This window comes from Microbacterium sp. NPDC057659, assembly GCF_042799915.1.
GTDB lineage: Bacteria > Actinomycetota > Actinomycetes > Actinomycetales > Microbacteriaceae > Microbacterium.
Genome location: NZ_JBHVHU010000001.1, coordinates 1,354,858 through 1,371,293, shown reverse-complemented (window position 1 = coordinate 1,371,293; position 16,436 = coordinate 1,354,858). Strand labels below are relative to the sequence as shown.

The following is a 16,436-nucleotide window of genomic DNA, read 5'->3' as shown; positions in this document are numbered from 1 at the left end:
AGGAGGGGCATCCGTCGATTCTGACACGCGCCGCGCGCGTCAGTACGACGCGCGCTGCGCGGAGTCGGATGCCGGGATGAAGCGCGTCGCGAGCGCCTCGGACGCCCTGGCGAGCAGTGCGACGTCGGCGCCGACCGCGATGAAGTCGGTGCCGTGCGCGATGTACTCCTCGGCGGCCACCGGGTCGAAGGCGTTCACACCCACCGGCTTGCCGGCGCCCTTCACTGCGGCGAACGCGCGGGCGACGGCGGCGAGCACGTCGGGGTGCGTCTGCTGACCGAGGTGGCCCATCGACGCGGCCAGGTCGCTGGGACCGACGAACACGGCGTCGACGCCGTCGACGGCGGCGATCTCCTCCGCCGCATCCACCCCGGCGGCGGTCTCGATCTGCACCACCAGAGTGGTGTGCGCATCGGCATTCTGCAGGTAGCCGTCGACGCGGTTCCAGCGTGCGCTGCGCGCCAGCGCGCTGCCCACGCCGCGCACGCCGGCCGGCGGGTACCGCACCGCGCGCACCGCGGCCTGCGCCTCCTCGGCGGAGGACACCATCGGCACGATCAGGTTCTGCGCGCCGAGGTCGAGGACCTGCTTGATCATCACCGTGTCGCCTGCCGGCACGCGCACGACGGGCGTGATCGGGTAGCCGGCGGTGACCTGCAGCTGCACGAGCACCGAGTCCAGCGTGTTGGCGGAGTGCTCCATGTCGATCAGCAGCCAGTCGAGCCCCGATCCGGCCGCGATCTCCGTCACCAGCGGCGAGCCGGTGCACGCCCACATGCCGACGAGGGCGCGATCGCTCCCGTTGAGTCGCGCGCGGAAGGTGGGGGCGAGCTGCAGTGCCATGGATGCTCCTCGATCGTCAGTGAGCGGATGGGCGGAAGGGGCCGCCATGTTCATAGGTTAGATGTGAGGAAAGCCCTGATGAGCTCGGCGGCCCGGTCGGCGCCGCCCTCCTCCCGCATGCGCTCGGCGAGCTCGGCGGCGGCCTCTCGGAAGCGCGGCACGTCGAGTGCGGTGCGCACGGCCACGCGCAGCTCGTCGGCCGGAACCGGGCGCCCGGAGAGGTTCTCGCGCAGCACCAGGGCCGCGTGCCGATCGGCGAACGCCTGCCCGATCAGGAACTGCTCGACCTGCTGCGGCACGACCACCAGCGGCACGCCGGCGGCGATGCCCTCCAGCGCGCTGTTCATACCGCCGTGAGTGACGAACACGTCGGCGCGAGCCAGAAGGTCGGTCTGCGGCACGCGCGGCAGGGCCAGGACGTTGGCGGGCAGCGCGGTCGCCAGATCGCCGCGCCCCGTCGCAAGCACGACGCGCACCGGCAGGTCGCCGAGTGCCGCGGCGCAGGCCTCGAAGAACTCCTCGCCGGCGGCATGCAGCGTGCCGAGCGAGACGAGGATCATCGGATCGGGCCCCTCGATGAAGGCGCGCAGCCCGTCGTCCAGGTCGGCCGGGGCACCGGCATCGGCCGTCGGCCCGACGAACACGCACGTGTCGTCCAGCCGGTCGTCCGGCCCCTGCAGGTCGCGAGGAACGGGGAAGATCGTCAGGTCGCCGCGGAGCGGCAGCATCGGCGTCGACGGTACGAGGCCCTTGCCGAACATCCGTACCAGCTCGCGGCGGCCGCTCACCGCTGCCGGCAGCGAGCGCATGGTCGGCCACGTCTCGGCCATCGACTCGCGCAGTGAGAGCGCCCTGATCGCGCTCGTGCCGATCAGGATCGTCGTCATGAACGACACCGTCGGCAGGCCGGCCAGGCGCGCGCCGATCCGGCCCCACAGTGCGTTCGAGTCGTGCAGGATCGCGGTCGCCGATGCCTGCTTCGCCTGCTCTGCGACGAAGGGCGCGAACGCCTCGGTCGCCTTCAGCACCCGAACGATCACCGCGACGCTGCTGCCGCTCTGCGTGGCCTCGGCGATGTCGGACGACTCCAGGACACCGGCGGGATAGGGAACGAACTCTGCGCCCGACGCCCGTATCCGCGCTGCGAACTCCTCGGTGCCCGCTGCCACCACCCTCGTGCCGGCGGCGGTGAGCCGGGAGAGCACAGGCAGTAGGGGATTGACATGGCCGGAGGCGGGCATCGTCGCGACGAAGAGCACGGACATGATTCGACGCTACGCCCCCGGCCGATCGATCACACGAAGCGGCAGGCGATCGTGCCCATCTCGCGGTAGTCGCAGAGCACCTCGTCGCCCTTCGAGACCCACATCGGCCGGGTGAACGAACCCGCGAGGATGATCTCGCCCGCCTCGAGCCGTGCGCCGTGCTGATGGAACTTGTTCGCGAGCCACGCCACGCCGGTGGCCGGATGCCCGAGCACGCCGGCGGCGACACCGGTCTCCTCGATTTCGCCGTTGCGGCTGAGGACGCCCGGCACCCAGCGCAGATCGATCTCGTCGGGCCGCATGTGCACGTCGCCGAGCACCATCGCGCCGTAGGCGGCGTTGTCGCTGATGGTGTCGACGATGGTGCGCCCCTCGAGCTCGATGTGCGAGTTCAGCACCTCGAGCGCCGGGACCGCGTAGTCGATCGCGGCCAGGGCGTCGTCGAGCGTGCAGTCCGGCCCCTCCAGCGGCGCCTTGAGCACGAACGCCAGCTCGACCTCGATGCGCACGTTCGAGAAGTCGTCGAACCGGATGTCGGAGCCCGACGCGTACACGGTGTCGTCGAACATCACGCCGTAGTCGGGCTCGGTGATTCCGGTCGCCTGCTGCATGGCCTTGGAGGTCAGCCCGATCTTGCGGCCGACGAGACGTCGGCCCGCGGCGAGCTGGCGGTCGCGCCAGACCCCCTGGATCGCGTAGGAGTCCTCGATCGTGGCATCCGGGTACCGCGCGGTGATCCGGGGGATCAGCACGCGCGTGCGCTCGGCCTCGGCGAGCTCCTCGGCGATGGCCGCGATGGTCTCCGCGGGCAGAGTCACAGCTGGTGTCCCAGCTTGTACTCACCCTGCTTCCACTCGGGCATGGCCTCGTCGTCCGCGGAGCGGGTGTAGCTGAACCCGTCGGCGCCGATCGTGACCGCCATCTCGCTGCTGTCGGTGCGCGAGTGCACCGGCTGCGGGTTGCCGTCCAGGTCGAGCACCAGCGACGCGTCGGTGTACCAGGACGGCACGACCGGGTTGCCCCACCAGTCGCGGCGCTGGTTGTCGTGCACGTCCCAGGTGATGACCGGGTTGTCCGGGTCGCCGGTGTAGTAGTCCTGCGTGTACACCTCGACGCGGTGCCCGTCGGGGTCGCGCAGGTACAGGTAGAACGCGTTGCTCACGCCGTGGCGACCGGGGCCGCGCTCGATCGCGTCGGAACGGCGCAGCGCGCCGAGCTTGTCGCAGATGGCGAGGATGTTGTGCTTCTCGTGCGTCGCGAAGCAGACGTGATGCATGCGGGGCCCGTCGCCGCCGGTCATGGCGGTGTCGTGCACGGTGGGCTTGCGGCGCATCCACGCGGCGTAGACCGTGCCCTCCTCGTCCTGGATGTCCTCGGTGACGCGGAAGCCCAGATCCTGCATGAACTTCACCGCGCGGGGCACATCGGGGGTGACCTGGTTGAAGTGGTCGAGGCGCACCAGCTCACCGGGGATGTGCAGGTCGTAGCGCCAGGACATCCGCTCCTGGTGCTCGGTCTGGTGGAAGAACTCGTACGGGAAGCCGAGCGGGTCGACGACGCGCACCGAGTCGCCGATGCCCTTGACGAACCCGTCCGGATCACGGCGCACATCGCAGCCGAGCTCGGTGTAGAACTCGACGGCGCGGTCGAGGTCCTCCGGGGTCCGCACGCGGTACGAGAACGCGGCGACGGCGGCGATCGGGCCCTTGCGCAGCACCAGGTTGTGGTGGATGAACTCCTCGGTGGAGCGCAGGTAGATCGCCTCGTCGTCCTCGCTGGTGACGTACAGCCCGAGGATGTCGACGTAGAACTGCCGCGACGCGGCGAGGTCGGTGACGACGAGCTCCATGTACGCGCAGCGCAGCACGTCCGGCGGGGTGCTGGTCGGCGTCGGAGTCGGGTTGTCGGTGCGGATCGGCGCCTCCTGGCTCACGTAGAAGCCGGAGGAGGTGAGGGTCATGTCTTCACGGTTGGTCATGTCAGCGTCCTTGCTTGTTCTTCACCCGGGTGCCGCGGTCAGCGGGGGTCCGGGTCGTCCAGATCGGGGGCAGCCGGAGGAGCCTGCTTGCCGAACGTGGGGTTGTGCGGTGCGCCCAGCGTGATGTGCACGCTCTGCTGATCGGTGTAGAAGTCGATCGACCGGTAGCCGCCCTCGTGGCCGAGGCCGGACGCCTTCACGCCGCCGAACGGGGTGCGGAGGTCGCGAACGTTGTTCGAGTTCAACCACACCATGCCCGCCTCGACGGACTGGGCGAAGTTGTGCGCGCGCTTGAGGTCGTTGGTCCAGATGTAGGCGGCGAGGCCGTACTTCGTGTTGTTCGCGAGGGCGAGCGCCTCTTCCTCGGTGTCGAACGGCGTGATCGCGACCACGGGGCCGAAGATCTCCTCCTGGAAGATCCGGGCGTCGGGAGCGACATCGGCGAACACGGTCGGCGCGACGTAGTTGCCCGTGGGGAACCCCTCCGGGCGGCCGCCGCCGGCGACCAGCCGGCCCTCGGTCTTGCCCAGCTCGACGTAGCTCATCACCTTGTCGTAGTGCTCCGGGTGCACCAGCGCGCCGACCTCGGTGGCCGGGTCGTGCGGGTGGCCGACCTTCACGCGCTTCGCCTGCGCGGCGTACTTCTCGACGAACTCGTCGTACACCTCGCGCTGCACGAGGATGCGCGAGCCCGCAGTGCAGCGCTCGCCGTTGAGCGAGAAGACGCCGAAGATGCAGGCGTCGATCGCGATGTCGAGGTCGGCGTCGGCGAAGACGACGGCGGGGCTCTTGCCGCCGAGCTCCATCGACAGGCCCTTGAGGAAGGGCGCGGCGTTGCCGAAGATCAGCTGGCCGGTGCTGCTCTCGCCGGTGAACGAGATGAGCGGGACGTCGGGGTGCTTGACCAGCGCGTCACCGGCATCCTCGCCCAGTCCGTTGACCAGGTTGAAGACGCCCTTGGGGAGTCCGGCCTCCTCGAAGATGCCGGCCCACAGCGACGCGGACAGCGGCGTGAACTCGGCGGGCTTGAGCACCACGGTGTTGCCGGTGGCCAGCGCGGGGCCGAGCTTCCACGACTCGAGCATGAACGGCGTGTTCCACGGCGTGATCAGGCCTGCGACGCCGATCGGTTTGCGGTTGACGTAGTTCATCTGCTTGCCGGGCACCTTGAACGCGTCGTCGGCCTGGGCGACGATCAGGTCGGCGAAGAAGCGGAAGTTCTCGGCTGCGCGGCGGGCCTGGCCCAGCGCCTGCGTGATCGGCAGGCCGGAGTCGAAGGACTCCAGCTCGGCGAGGCGCGCGTCGCGGGACTCGACGATGTCGGCGATGCGGTGCAGCACCCGGGAGCGCTCGCGCGGCAGCATCCGCGGCCAGGGACCCTCGGTGAAGGCGCGGCGCGCGGCGGCGACGGCGCGGTCGATGTCGGCCTTCTTGCCCGCGGCGGCGTGCACGTAGGTCTCGTTGGTGACGGGGTTGAGCACCTCGAAGGTATCGCCGTCGATGGAATCGACGAATTCGCCGTCGATGTAGTGCTGGATCTTCGCCGGCAGGTCGGCCGGAACGAACACGTCGGTCATCATCATCCTTCGGGGTCAGGCGGTCTTCGGATGCCGGGCATCGAGGAACGCGTCCATGGTGCGCCAGCGGTGGTTGCGCGCGGCCAGCTCGATCTCGAGCGGGTCGGCGCCGGTGCGGATCAGGTTCAGGATCTCGACGTGCTCGTCGACGGAGTGCTGCGCGCGGCCGGGCACGAACGCGAACGTCGAGTCGCGGATGCCGGACAGCCGCGACCATCCCCGGTGCACGAGATCGAGCAGGTGCGGGTTGGGGCAGGGCTCGAAGAGCACCGAGTGGAAGTCGCGGTTCAGAGCCGTGAAGGCGTGCGCGTCGAAGTGATCGAGCAGGTGCCGCATGCGGCTGTTGATCTCGTCGGCGCGCTCCAGGTCGTCCTCGAGCAGCAACGGCGCGGAAAGGGCGGTCGCCGACCCCTCGACAAGGCCGAGCGTCTGCATGGTGTGCACGTACTCGCTCTCGTCGACCAGCGTGACGCGGGCGCCCACATTGCGCTCGAAGGTCACCAGTCCCTCGGCCTCGAGCCGCCGGATCGCCTCGCGCACGGGCACGACGCTCATGCCGAGCTCGTCGGCGATCGCGCCGAGCACCAGCCGGTAGCCGGGGCCGAAAGCGTGGTTCGCGATGCGCTCGCGGATCCAGGCGTACGCGGCCTCGGACTTGCTGGTGGGCGGGGCGGGGATGCTCATGACTGAACCTCGGCGCCCTTCGTCTCGTCGCTGCGCTCCTCGCTCAGGACCCGATGCTGGTCGTACTTCGCGCGCCACTCGGCGTTCATCGGGAACAGCCCGTCGACGGGATGCCCCGCAGCGACCTGCTCGGCGATCCAGGCATCCTCGTCCTCCTGTGCGAGGGCCGCGTCCGCGACCTCCTCGGCGAGGTTCGCGGGGATGACGATCACGCCGTCGCCGTCGCCGACGATGATGTCGCCGGGCTGCACCGTCGCGCCGCCGCAGGCGATCGTCACGTCGACGTCCCACGGCACGTGGCGGCGGCCGAGCACCGAGGGGTGCGCGCCCTGCGAGAAGACCGGCAGACCGATCTCCGCGACCGCGTCGAAGTCGCGCACGCCGCCGTCGGTGACGACACCGGCTGCGCCGAGGGTCTTCGCGCGCAGCGCGAGGATGTCGCCGAGCGTTCCCGTCCCGGCCTCGCCGCGGGCCTCGATCACGACGACCTCACCCGGACGGATGGCGTCGAAGCAGCGCTTCTGCGCGTTGTAGCCGCCGCCATGGCTCTTGAACAGGTCCTCGCGGGCGGGCACGAAGCGCAGGGTCTTCGCGGTGCCGACGATCTTCGTGCCAGGGAGGTTCGCGGCCACGCCGTCGATGAAGCAGGAGTGCAGTCCGCGCTTGCGCAGCTGGCTGGAGAGCCCCGCGGTGGGGGCGAGATCGAGCTTCGCGCGGAGCTCGGGGGACAGGCCTCCTGCATCCGCGGGTCCTGAGCGAGCTGAGCGAGACGAAGGGAGCTCGACGACCGGGGGTGCGGGAGGCAGCCCGGCCTCTTCGCGCGAGCCCCAGGCCTCGGTGCGCTGCAGATCGTCGACGGCGGGGAGCGAGCCCAGCGACTCGTCGAAGGGTGCGTCGCCCTCGGTCACCGTCGTGATGAGCCGGCCGGAGGAGAGCCCCGCATCCGGAGCGTCCACCTCGATCTCGACGACGTCGCCGGGCACGATGACCGACGAACCCGCCGGGGTGCCGGTGAGGATGACGTCTCCGGGCTGCAGCGTGAAGTGCTGGGAGAGATCGGCGACCAGCTGGGCGAGCGGGAAGATCATGCCGGCCGAGGTGTCGTCCTGGCGCAGCTCGCCGTTCACCCAGGCGCGCACGCGCAGCGCGTTCGGATCGACGGCGCGCGCGTCGAGGTAGTCGGGGCCGATCGGCGTGTAGCCGTCGCCGCCCTTGGAGCGCACGTTCGAGCCCTTGTCGTTCGCGCGCAGGTCGTAGAGACCGAGGTCGTTCGATGCGGTGACCCAGCCGACGTGCGACCAGGCGTCCTCGAGCGAGACGCGGCGGGCGGCCGTGCCGATGACCAGCGCGATCTCGCCCTCGAACGCGAGCAGTTCGGTGCCCGCGGGGCGCTCGACGGTGCCGCCGGAGACCCCGACCGAGGAGGTCGGCTTGAAGAAGTAGGACGGAGCGGCCGGACGCCGACCGCGCTGGTCCGCGCGGGAGGCGTAGCTGAGGTGGATGGCGATGATCTTGCCCGGGTGGGGGATCGGCTGGCTCACGGGCGCCTCCTTGCGCTGCTCTTGTGTGTCGTATTTGAAATCGTATATCATCCTGATACCCGGCGGCAAGCATCGGATCATCCGGCAGCCGCGACAAGGACGTCACCCTCGAAGGAGAGACAATGAGCGGCTCAGACCAGGACGGGTTCACCCCGACCGGCACCATCGCATCACCGAGCGACAGGCGACGCGTCGTCTTCGCCACCGTCGTCGGCACCACCGTCGAGTGGTACGACTTCTTCATCTACGCCACCGCCGTCGGCCTCGTCTTCGGCCAGCTGTTCTTCGCCCCTCTCGGCGCGAACAGCGCGCTGATCGCCTTCGCGACCGTCGGCGTGAGCTTCCTGTTCCGCCCGCTCGGCGCCTTCCTCGCCGGACACTTCGGAGACAAGCTCGGACGCAAGACCGTGCTGATGTGGACGCTCATCCTGATGGGGACGGCGACGGCGCTGATCGGTCTGCTGCCCACGTACGAGGCGATCGGCATCGCGGCTCCGATCCTGCTCGTGCTGCTGCGGATCATCCAGGGCATCTCGGCCGGAGGCGAATGGGGCGGTGCGGTGCTGATGGCCGTCGAGCACGCGCCGCGCACCAAGCGGGGCATCTTCGGCGCCTCGCCCCAGATCGGTGTCCCGCTCGGCCTGCTGCTCGCCTCCGGCGTGATGGCGCTGATGACCGCGATCGCCCCCGGCGATCAGTTCGTGGCCTGGGGGTGGCGCATCCCGTTCCTGCTCAGCGTCGTGCTCATCCTGGTCGGATACTACGTCCGGCGCCGCGTGGAGGAGAGCCCGGTCTTCGCCGAGCTCGCCGAGCGCAAGGAGAAGGCGAAGATGCCGATCGTGCAGCTGTTCCGCAAGCATCTGCTGCTCGTGATCATCGCCGCGCTGGTCTTCGCCGGGAACAACGCGGTGGGCTACATGACCACCGGCGGTTACATCCAGGGCTATGCGACCAACCCCGAGGGGCCGATCGGCCTCGAGCGCGGGCCGGTGCTCTGGGCGGTGACCGGATCGGCGGTGACCTGGCTGCTCACCACGCTGCTGGCGGGCTGGGTCTCGGACCGCATCGGCCGGCGAAACACCTACATCGTCGGCTGGATCCTGCAGCTGGTCGGTGTCTTCACGCTCTTCCCACTGGTGAACACGGGGCAGATCTGGCTGCTGTTCGCCGGTCTCGCAATCCTCACCGTCGGCCTGGGATTCACCTACGGACCGCAGGCGGCGCTCTACACCGAGCTCTTCCCGGCGAGCATCCGGTTCTCCGGTGTCTCGATCTCGTACGCGATCGGTGCGATCGCGGGTGGCGCGTTCGCACCCACCATCGCCACCGCGATCGTGGACGCGACCGGATCGACGCAGGCCGTCACCTGGTACCTGGCGGGCATGACGCTGATCGGCCTGATCGCGACTCTGCTGCTGCGCGACCGCTCCGGCATCCCCCTCGGACCGGACAACGAGGAGGAGCAGTCGGTCAGCCCGATCTACGGCATGTCGAAGGCCTGATCTCGGCACGCCTTCTCGCGCTGCTCACGCTGTGAGCCGCTCAGCAGGTCACAGCGTGAGCAGTCGGCGAGCCCGGCCCGGAACGGCAGAATCCCGGATGCTCCCCGCAGGGGCTCCGGGATTCTGCATGTCCGGGCGAGGCGGTCGATGTCCTCAGTCGCCCGCTCCGTGGTGACGCTCCTCGAGCAGTGCCGCCACACCCGCGAGGATGCGGCGCACCCCGAACAGGAGCGCGTCGTCGCGGGAGCCCTCCCGGCCGGCCTCGGCAAAGGCGGCGACCGCGCGCGGATACCTCGCGGTGTGAGCAGCGAGGACGGGGCCGAGCTGGGATGCCAGGTCCTCCTCGGGGGAGGACGATCTGGCCTGCTGGCGCACCAGTGAGAGCGCGTGGCCCGAGAGCAGCGCCAGGAGGTCGAGCCGTTCGCCTGCCGTCAGCGACAGGCCGTCGGTGGCCTCCAGCCCGCGCTCGTACCACGTGAGCTCCTGCGGGCCGGGCACGTGCGGCCTCTGGGCCAGTTCGACCGTCCACGGGCGCTCGAGCGCCCGCGAGTACAGCGCACGGGACCAGTCGGTAAGCGCGTGCTCCCAGGTCGCCCCTGAGGTCGACGGAGGCGCTCCCAGCGCGCGGTCGAGTATCACCGCATCCAGATCGGCGCGACCGGGCACGTAGCGGTACAGCGCCATCTTCGTCGTTCCGAGGCTCTGCGCGACGCGCTGCATCGTGACGGCGTCCAGGCCCTCCGCGTCGGCGATCGCGGACGCGGCCTCGGCTATGCCGTCGAGCGTGTGCTTCGGCTTCGGCCCCCGGCGTGCCGGCGCCGGGGTGCCCCACAGCACGCCTGCTCCGGCGGGGTCGTCCTGATCGGCCATCTGCCCTCCTCGGGGAAAGTTATTGCGTCCAGGGTACGCGATTAGTTATTGTGTCCAAAGGACGCAATTAATTCATCCTCACCAGGGAGCACCTCATGACTGTGAAGAAGATCCTCATCTCCGGCGCGAGCATCGCTGGGCCCGCGCTCGCCCGCTGGCTCGGCCGCAACGGCTTCGACGTGACCGTCGTCGAGAAGGCGCCCGCCCTGCGGCCGGGCGGTCAGGCCGTCGACTTCAAGGGCCGCACCCATCTCGACCTCCTCGCGCGCATGGGGATCCTCGACGACGTGCGCGCGAACCAGACCGCGAAGACCGACTGGCGCATGGTCGACGCCGACGACCGCGTGCAGGCCGTGGTGCCGGGCGAGTTCATCGGCGGCGACCTGGAGATTCTGCGGGGCGACCTCGCGGGCATCCTGCATCGGCATTCCGACGGTGATGCGGAGTACGTCTTCGGCGATGAGATCACGGCGATGTCCGAGACGACGGACGGGGTCGCGGTGGAGTTCGCGAGACGCGCTGCCGAGCGCTTCGATCTCGTGCTCGGAGCCGACGGGGTGCACTCCGCCGTGCGGCGCCTGGCGTTCGGACCCGAGCACGAATTCGTCGAGTCCTCCGGCTACCACTACGCGGTCGCGAGCGGAGAGGTGTCGCTGGACGGACTCGAGACCGTGCTCCCCGGCGGGCGCTCCGTCGCCTACGGGTACAACACCCCGGACAGGCTGGTGCTCCTCGGCGGGCAGAAGGCCCCGGCCCTGTTCGTGTTCCGCGGTGACGCCGGCGGCTACGACCGCCATGACGTGGAGTCGCAGCGGGCCTTCCTCGCGTCCGCATTCGCGGACGGGGCGTGGCGCGTGCCTGCGGCGCTCGATGCCGCGAGCACGGCGTCCGACTTCTACCTCGACGCACTCACCCGCACCCGGATGTCGACGTTCACGCGCGGTCGCTTCGCGCTCGTCGGCGACGCCGGATACGCGAACACCCTCGGTGGGTTCGGCACCGGTCTCGCGCTTCTGGGCGCCTACGTGCTCGCGGGAGAACTTGTCGCCGCCGGCGGCGACCACGAGGTCGCCTTCGCCGCCTACGACCGCCGGATGCGCAAGCCGACGAAGGTCGCCCGCACCGGGAACGCCGGACCGTTCCTCGCGCCGCCCTCAGCGCGTCGCATCCGGATGCGGGACCGGATGTTCACGAACCGCCTGATGTACCGCACGATGCTCTGGATGACCGAGACCTTCGCCACGGACGACAGCATCCCCGAGTACGGACTGAGCTGAGCAGGTGCCGCGCCCGACCCGGGCGCGGCACCCGGCTCAGGACTGCGGGTGGTCGACCACCTTCACCAGATCCCGCCCGCGAAGCGTGTAGATGGCCTCGTCCTCGTCGATGTTCAGGTGCGGACCGCTGTACCAGCCGCCGTTGATCTCGGGCACCACGACGGTCGAGGCGAACGTGCGACGATCGATGCGGAACAGGGTCGTGTCCGAGACCGCGTAGACCGCGCCGCGGGCGGCCTTCATCGCCGAGAATCCAGGGCAGATGCTGCGCAGGTTCGCGGTATGCACGATGGTCCTGGTGGGGCGGTCGATCACGATCAGCGTGCCCTGCAGGGTGAGTGCGAACAGGTTCCTGCCGTGCGTCTCGAGCGAGGCGATGCCGTTCGGCTGCCCGGTCTCGAGTCGCCAGAGCTCTGCGCGGGTCACCGGATCCCACGCCACGATCGTGCCGCGCGGGCCGGTCTTCTGCGCGTTGTCGCCGCCGAGGTAGGCGATGCCGTCGGCCGCCGCCACGGCGCGCACCAGCTGGATGTCGTCGATCGGATTCACGCTGCACGTGCTCGCCCCGGTCGCCGGGTCGTAGGTCCAGATCGAGCCGCCGCCCTCGGTGTCGGCCTGCGCTGCGACCAGGAGCAGCCCGTGCGCGGCATCCCATTCGGTGTCCAGCGGTCGGTTCTGGGTGCCGGGGAACGAGGCGACGCGGGCGATGGGCGCGCCGGAGCGCGGGTCGTAGCGCCAGATGCCCTGCCCGCTGTACTGACCGGTGTAGAGCACACCGTCGAGCACCTCGGCGTCCTTCGCCTCGCCCGGCAGCAGCAGGTTGACGACCTCTCCGGTGGTCAGGTCGTGGCGGGCGATGCCGCCGTTGCCTCCGACGTAGGCGAAGCCGCCGCCCGCGGCGACGCCCATGCAGGTCTGCGCGCTCACCGGCGCGCCTGCGGCGCTCAGATCGATCGTCTGCACGGTCGCGCCGGCCGCCGTGATCTCGCCGAGGAAGCCGTAGCCGGATGCCGCGACGAGATGCTGCCCGCGGGCGTCCAGACCCCAGATCTCGCCGAGATCGAGGGGGCCGAGATCGAGTTGGGCAAGGGCGCCGGACGCGGGGTCCCAAGCGAGGACGCCGGTCTCGTTGGCGCAGTAGATCGTGTCGCCGACGGCGGTGAAGTTCTTCGCCGTCTTGCCGATCGATGTGGTGACCGCGCGTGCGGAGTGATCCTCCGTCGAGAGCACGGCGAGCTTCGTCGGCTCGGCGGCACCCGCGGTCGAGACGACCAGTTCTCCGTTGAGCACGGCGAGTTCGCGGATGCTGGGGTCGGCCAGCATCCGGGACGGGGTGATGTCGGTGAAGCCGCCTCTCGTGCGGTCGTACGCGTACAGTGAGGCGCGTGAGGTGGCCCCGCCGCCGCCGAGCGTACTGCCGGCGCCGAAGTAGGCGTGGGTGTCGGTCGCGGCGACGGCGCGGGCGAGGGTGGCCGTGGCATCCGGGATGCCGAGGCTGGTGACCGCGCCGGTCACCGGGTTCCACTGCCACAGCGCCGGTGCCGTCGCGCTGCCGCCACCGACGGCGAACAGCGCGCCGTCGGAAGCGACGGCCACATCGCGCACGTCGCGGTCGCCGATGCGTCCGATCGGAACGGCTGGTGCCCCCGGCGTGGAGAGGTCCCAGCGGTACAGGTTCGGCTTCGTGCCCTCGCTCTTCTGCAGCACCCCGATGTAGAGGGCGTTCCTCTGCGGGTCGGCCGCCAGAGCCTGGACCGCGTATCCGTTCTCGAGCGTGGTCTGGTGCGCCACCTTGCCCGTGGTCAGGTCGACTCCGACGACGCCGGCCGGCTCGAGGTTGCGTGAGCCGACGTAGTAGATGTCACCGACGAGGACGCCGCTCATCAGGGAGTACTGCACGATGCCCGGGCCGAGTGCCGTGTTCGTCGGACCCTTGCCGTTCGCAGTGGTCGCGGCGTGCGACTGGGTGGGCAGGGCGATCTGAGCCAGCGCGAAGAGTCCGGCGGCGGCGCCGGTGGCCAGCAGCGTGCGACGGGAGAGTTGCGGGGATGCGGGGGTGAGCGAGGACATCGTTCTCCTTCGAACGGGTGGGTGGGCCGTGCAGGAGAGTCTGTGCGGCGCGTCGACGCGCGGTCAAGGAAACGGGTGGAAAGGCAACAGAAGCTAACAGGCCGACAGTGCTCAGCCGCCGAGCGCGTCGCGGATGGTCGCGGCCGAGCGCCGCAGGCGGGCGGCGATCTCGGCGTCGTCGAAGCGGGATGCCACGTGCACGACGGCCAGCGCGGCGGGGCGCTTGCCGCGCAGCACGAGCGGCACCGCGATCGACTGCACCGTGGGGATGACCTCGTCGTGGCTGGTCGCGTAGCCGCGCTCGCGCGCGGCGTCGACCTCGGCGCGCAGCGCCGCACCGGCATCCGGCCACTGGGAGTCGGGCAGCTGCGTGAGGATCGCCTTGCCCGGCGCCCCCACGGTGACCGGATGTCGGGCGCCGGGCCGCTGCGCGACATTGGCGACCGCGTGACGGGGCTCGACGCTGGTGAGGGTGATGCACTCGTCGCCGTCGAGCACGGCCAGGAACGCGGTCTGACCCAGCTCGTTCGCGACCGCGGTGAGCTCGGGCAGCGCCTCCGCCTGCAGATCGTGTGCGACGCCGGCGGCCAGGGCGGCCATCCGCGGCCCGAGCGCGACCATCCCCGCGGCGTCCCGCGAGACGAGTCCGTGGTCCTCGAGCGTGCGCAGCAGCCGGTACGCGATCGAGCGGTGCACCTCGAGCTGCGCCGCGACGTCGTCGATGGACAGTGCGCCCGGCCCGTCGGCGAGGATCTCCAGAATCCGGATGCCGCGGCTGAGCGTCTGCGAGGCGGGGGTGGCCAAGGGAGCCCCTTTCATATACGATCTGTTCAATAGTAGAACTCTGTGTTCGAATATAGAACACTTGGAAGGAATCGACGACGATGCAGTTCCACCATCACGGCTACGTGTCCGGCGATCCGCGGGTGCTTCCGGCATCCGGCACCGGGATCGACCGTCCCGCCGACCTGCCCGACGAGGTCGACGTGCTCATCGTCGGCTCCGGCCCCGCGGGCATGCTGCTGGCGGCGCAGATGTCGCAGTACCCCGACGTGGTCACGCGCATCATCGAGAAGCGCGAGGGTCGCCTGGTGCTCGGCCAGGCAGACGGCATCCAGCCGCGCAGCGTCGAGACCTTCCAGGCGTTCGGCTTCGCAGAGCGCATCGTCGCCGAGGCGTACAACATCGGCTGGATGAACTTCTGGGGCCCGGACCCGGAGAATCCCGAGAACATCATCCGCACCAGCCGCACGGAGGACTACGGCTACAAGATCAGCGAGTTCCCGCACCTGATCGTGAACCAGGCCCGCGTGCTGGACTACTTCGCCGAGGCCGCGCACAACGGGCCGGGCCGCATCGTGCCCGACTACGGCGTGGAGTTCACCGGGCTCACCGCGCACGAGACGGGGGAGTACCCGGTCGAGGTGCAGGTGCGCACCGCGACCGGCGACCGCACCATCCGCGCGAAGTACGTCGCCGGCTGCGACGGCGCCCGAAGCGGCGTGCGCGAGGCCATCGGCCGCAAGCACGTCGGCGGCATCTCCGCGCACGCCTGGGGCGTCATGGATGTGCTGGTGAACACCGACTTCCCTGACTGGCGCACCAAGTGCGCCATCAACGCCGAGGCCGGCAACATCCTGCACATCCCACGCGAGGGCGGCTACCTCAGCCGGATGTACATCGACCTCGGCGCCGTCGCCGACGACGACAACCACCAGGTGCGCTCCACTCCGATCGAGGAGATCATCCGCAGGGCGAACGAGATCCTGCATCCCTACACGCTCGACGTGAAGCAGGTCGCCTGGCACAGCGTCTACGAGGTCGGGCACCGGGTCACCGACGGCTTCGACGACGCCCTCGAGTCCGGCCGGCATCCGCGCGTCTTCCTCACCGGTGACGCCTGCCACACGCACTCCGCCAAGGCCGGTCAGGGCATGAACGTCTCGATGCAGGACGGCTTCAACCTGGGCTGGAAGCTCGGCGCCGTGCTGACCGGGCGCTCGCCGCAGGAGCTGCTGGAGACTTACGCCGCCGAGCGTCGCCCCGTGGCGCAGCAGCTGATCGACTTCGACAAAGAGTGGTCGTCGCTGATGGCGCGCAAGCCCGAGGAGATCTCCGATCCTCAGGAGCTCGCGACCTTCTACCTCGGCACCGCCGAGTTCCCCTCCGGGTTCATGACCGAGTACCAGCCGTCGATGATCGTCGCGGATGCCTCGCGGCAGGAGCTCGCAACGGGCTTCCCGCTCGGACGGCGCTTCAAGTCGGCCGAGGTCGTGCGGGTCTGCGACGGAAACGTCGTGCACCTCGGCCACCACGCCAAGGCCGACGGGCGCTGGCGCGTGTACGGCTTCGGCGACCGCTCCGGTGCCGCCCTCGACGACTGGGCCGCGTGGATCGGCGGCGAGATCGCGAAGTTCACCCCGGCAGACGCCGACCTCGACGCGGTGTTCGACGTGAAGGCGGTCTACCAGCAGGCCTTCGAGGAGATCGACCTGCCCGATGTGCCCGACGTGCTGCAGCCGAAGACCGGCCCGCTCGGGCTGACCGACTGGGAGAAGGTGTACTCCGCGGCGCCGAACGCCTGGTGCCGCAGCGACATCTTCGACGAGCGCGGCCTGTCCCGCGACGGAGTCGTCGTGGTCGTCCGTCCCGACCAGTACGTCGCGGCGATTCTGCCGCTGCAGGCGCGCGACGAGCTGGCATCGTTCCTCGATGGGGCGTTCATCGCGGCATCCTGAGGGAGGGTGCTGAAGGGGTCGTTGACAAAACGGCCCCTTTTGTGCTGAAATCTCTCTATTCGAAAAAGAGTTTTCGGATTGTGAAATCGAG

Annotated in this window: 13 protein-coding genes; 3 read left to right on the top strand and 10 right to left on the bottom strand. The window is 69.9% G+C overall.

Annotated features, from left to right (window positions below; all coding sequences use genetic code 11):
* Positions 1-39: 39 nt before the first annotated feature.
* The 7 genes from ACFVAE_RS06535 to ACFVAE_RS06505 are packed head-to-tail and all read right to left on the bottom strand — an operon-like array spanning position 40 to position 7,939.
* Positions 40-843, bottom strand: coding sequence for an HpcH/HpaI aldolase/citrate lyase family protein (locus ACFVAE_RS06535; RefSeq protein WP_378889351.1), 804 nt, complete (start codon positions 841-843; stop codon positions 40-42).
* 50 nt (positions 844-893) lie between these two features.
* Positions 894-2,108: a nucleotide disphospho-sugar-binding domain-containing protein gene (locus ACFVAE_RS06530; RefSeq protein WP_378889348.1), complete on the bottom strand. Its 1,215-nt coding sequence runs from the start codon at positions 2,106-2,108 to the stop codon at positions 894-896.
* A 29-nt stretch (positions 2,109-2,137) separates the two neighbouring features.
* Positions 2,138-2,920: a fumarylacetoacetate hydrolase family protein gene (locus tag ACFVAE_RS06525; protein WP_378890524.1), complete on the bottom strand. Its 783-nt coding sequence runs from the start codon at positions 2,918-2,920 to the stop codon at positions 2,138-2,140.
* Positions 2,921-2,922: 2 nt separating this feature from the next.
* Positions 2,923-4,086 (bottom strand): 3,4-dihydroxyphenylacetate 2,3-dioxygenase, encoded by a 1,164-nt coding sequence (gene hpaD, locus ACFVAE_RS06520; protein ID WP_378889346.1) that lies wholly within the window; start codon positions 4,084-4,086, stop codon positions 2,923-2,925.
* 38 nt (positions 4,087-4,124) lie between these two features.
* Positions 4,125-5,663: a 5-carboxymethyl-2-hydroxymuconate semialdehyde dehydrogenase gene (gene hpaE / locus ACFVAE_RS06515; protein WP_378889343.1), complete on the bottom strand. Its 1,539-nt coding sequence runs from the start codon at positions 5,661-5,663 to the stop codon at positions 4,125-4,127.
* Between the two features lie 15 nt (positions 5,664-5,678).
* Positions 5,679-6,347, bottom strand: coding sequence for a GntR family transcriptional regulator (locus tag ACFVAE_RS06510; protein ID WP_378889340.1), 669 nt, complete (start codon positions 6,345-6,347; stop codon positions 5,679-5,681).
* A complete protein-coding gene (locus ACFVAE_RS06505; RefSeq protein WP_378889338.1) occupies positions 6,344-7,939 on the bottom strand; it encodes a fumarylacetoacetate hydrolase family protein in 1,596 nt (531 codons plus the stop codon). The genes ACFVAE_RS06510 and ACFVAE_RS06505 overlap by 4 nt, the downstream gene beginning before the upstream one ends.
* Before the next feature lie 71 nt (positions 7,940-8,010).
* Between ACFVAE_RS06505 and ACFVAE_RS06500 the strand changes: the two genes are divergently transcribed.
* Positions 8,011-9,390 (top strand): MFS transporter, encoded by a 1,380-nt coding sequence (locus ACFVAE_RS06500; protein WP_378889335.1) that lies wholly within the window; start codon positions 8,011-8,013, stop codon positions 9,388-9,390.
* 153 nt (positions 9,391-9,543) lie between these two features.
* Here the strand turns inward: ACFVAE_RS06500 and ACFVAE_RS06495 are convergent, their stop codons facing one another.
* Complete coding sequence (locus ACFVAE_RS06495) at positions 9,544-10,260, bottom strand: TetR/AcrR family transcriptional regulator (RefSeq protein WP_378889333.1); 717 nt, start codon at positions 10,258-10,260, stop codon at positions 9,544-9,546.
* Between the two features lie 95 nt (positions 10,261-10,355).
* On the opposite strand from ACFVAE_RS06495, the gene ACFVAE_RS06490 reads away from it, so the two are divergent.
* Positions 10,356-11,537, top strand: coding sequence for an FAD-dependent monooxygenase (locus tag ACFVAE_RS06490; RefSeq protein ID WP_378889330.1), 1,182 nt, complete (start codon positions 10,356-10,358; stop codon positions 11,535-11,537).
* Between the two features lie 36 nt (positions 11,538-11,573).
* Here ACFVAE_RS06490 and ACFVAE_RS06485 read toward each other — a convergent pair whose 3' ends face one another.
* Positions 11,574-13,607, bottom strand: coding sequence for a PQQ-binding-like beta-propeller repeat protein (locus ACFVAE_RS06485; RefSeq protein WP_378889328.1), 2,034 nt, complete (start codon positions 13,605-13,607; stop codon positions 11,574-11,576).
* 111 nt (positions 13,608-13,718) lie between these two features.
* Positions 13,719-14,426: an IclR family transcriptional regulator gene (locus ACFVAE_RS06480; RefSeq protein WP_378889326.1), complete on the bottom strand. Its 708-nt coding sequence runs from the start codon at positions 14,424-14,426 to the stop codon at positions 13,719-13,721.
* Between the two features lie 65 nt (positions 14,427-14,491).
* Here ACFVAE_RS06480 and ACFVAE_RS06475 point away from each other — a divergent pair, with 65 nt between their 5' ends.
* On the top strand, positions 14,492-16,345 hold the full coding sequence (locus ACFVAE_RS06475; protein WP_378889323.1) for an FAD-dependent monooxygenase: 1,854 nt from the start codon (positions 14,492-14,494) through the stop codon (positions 16,343-16,345).
* Positions 16,346-16,436: the final 91 nt, after the last annotated feature.

Bases quoted from the DNA above. Each gene is read 5' to 3' on its own strand.
- ACFVAE_RS06535 (WP_378889351.1), bottom strand. From the start codon at position 843: ATGGCACTGCAGCTCGCCCCCACCTTCCGCGCGCGACTCAACGGGAGC.
- ACFVAE_RS06530 (WP_378889348.1), bottom strand. From the start codon at position 2,108: ATGTCCGTGCTCTTCGTCGCGACGATGCCCGCCTCCGGCCATGTCAAT.
- hpaD (WP_378889346.1), bottom strand. From the start codon at position 4,086: ATGACCAACCGTGAAGACATGACCCTCACCTCCTCCGGCTTCTACGTG.
- hpaE (WP_378889343.1), bottom strand. From the start codon at position 5,663: ATGACCGACGTGTTCGTTCCGGCCGACCTGCCGGCGAAGATCCAGCAC.
- ACFVAE_RS06510 (WP_378889340.1), bottom strand. From the start codon at position 6,347: ATGAGCATCCCCGCCCCGCCCACCAGCAAGTCCGAGGCCGCGTACGCC.
- ACFVAE_RS06505 (WP_378889338.1), bottom strand. From the start codon at position 7,939: ATGATATACGATTTCAAATACGACACACAAGAGCAGCGCAAGGAGGCG.
- ACFVAE_RS06500 (WP_378889335.1), top strand. From the start codon at position 8,011: ATGAGCGGCTCAGACCAGGACGGGTTCACCCCGACCGGCACCATCGCA.
- ACFVAE_RS06495 (WP_378889333.1), bottom strand. From the start codon at position 10,260: ATGGCCGATCAGGACGACCCCGCCGGAGCAGGCGTGCTGTGGGGCACC.
- ACFVAE_RS06490 (WP_378889330.1), top strand. From the start codon at position 10,356: ATGACTGTGAAGAAGATCCTCATCTCCGGCGCGAGCATCGCTGGGCCC.
- ACFVAE_RS06485 (WP_378889328.1), bottom strand. From the start codon at position 13,607: ATGTCCTCGCTCACCCCCGCATCCCCGCAACTCTCCCGTCGCACGCTG.
- ACFVAE_RS06480 (WP_378889326.1), bottom strand. From the start codon at position 14,426: ATGAAAGGGGCTCCCTTGGCCACCCCCGCCTCGCAGACGCTCAGCCGC.
- ACFVAE_RS06475 (WP_378889323.1), top strand. From the start codon at position 14,492: ATGCAGTTCCACCATCACGGCTACGTGTCCGGCGATCCGCGGGTGCTT.